Origin of the sequence: Luteirhabdus pelagi (genome assembly GCF_016827595.1) — a bacterium.
Taxonomy (GTDB): Bacteria; Bacteroidota; Bacteroidia; order Flavobacteriales; family Flavobacteriaceae; genus Luteirhabdus; species Luteirhabdus pelagi.
The window spans coordinates 1-839 of sequence record NZ_JAECMS010000034.1 but is presented as its reverse complement, the minus strand read 5'-3'; the positions used below and the strand labels follow the sequence as shown (position 1 = coordinate 839).

The window sequence follows — 839 nt, the reverse complement described above, 5'->3', positions numbered from 1 at the left end:
ACGAAACCACTCTCCCACCTTAACTGAATAATTCGTAAATTGAAAAACGGCACAACGCACGTTATACAAATCCGTTGTGGTGCATTAATACTATGAGATACTTTATTAAAAGAAAAATAAATAAAGGGAAAAAGCTTTTTTCAGAGTTTAAGATTCAGGAGGCCAATAAATTATTTGAAAATTTGAACCAGAAATACCCCAATAGTGATTTGATTAAAACCGAGTATGCTAAAACCCAAAATTCGATTGGAAATAAAGAATATGCTTTAGAGCTATTGGAAGATGCAATTGAGATCAATCCGAAAAATACAGATGCTCTAACTATTCATACTCCAATATTATTAGAATTATCCGATTCTTACGAGGGTAAGGATTTAGTCAAATTAAAAGACAAGTTTGAGAAAGCAAGTCGAAAAGGATTTAAAAATATTGGATATGATATTGCCTCTATTTTCCAGAAATTAGCTTTAATTAATGAATATCAAGGCAATATGCAAGCTTCAATTGACTATTTAAAGGAGGCAAAAAGGATTTATTCAATGGACTCATTTTTAAAGAAATTTCATATTGATTCTGGGAGAATTGATAAGCAAATTGATGAATATAAAATGAAACTATAAGTGAATATAACGCACCACAACAACGTATAACGTGTATATTGCTGGTGATAGTCAAACAATTGAAAAGCCCTACCCTATTTAAAAAACTCCTTATCTGAAAAATAACTAACTTTAAATCCCGCAACACAACACGTTATACAATACCGTTGCCAGTAATGTCGAGAAACATCGTAATCCAAGATTATTTACTCATCCATATGAACAGTTAACTCATTTCTA

The 839-nt window shown here is 31.0% G+C and carries 1 protein-coding gene; it reads left to right on the top strand.

Annotated features, from left to right (window positions below; all coding sequences use genetic code 11):
* Positions 1-92: 92 nt before the first annotated feature.
* A complete protein-coding gene (locus tag I4Q58_RS15450) occupies positions 93-620 on the top strand; it encodes a tetratricopeptide repeat protein (protein WP_203296811.1) in 528 nt (175 codons plus the stop codon).
* Positions 621-839: the final 219 nt, after the last annotated feature.

Coding starts and splice junctions, on each gene's coding strand:
- I4Q58_RS15450 (WP_203296811.1), top strand. CDS start 93: ATGAGATACTTTATTAAAAGAAAAATAAATAAAGGGAAAAAGCTTTTT.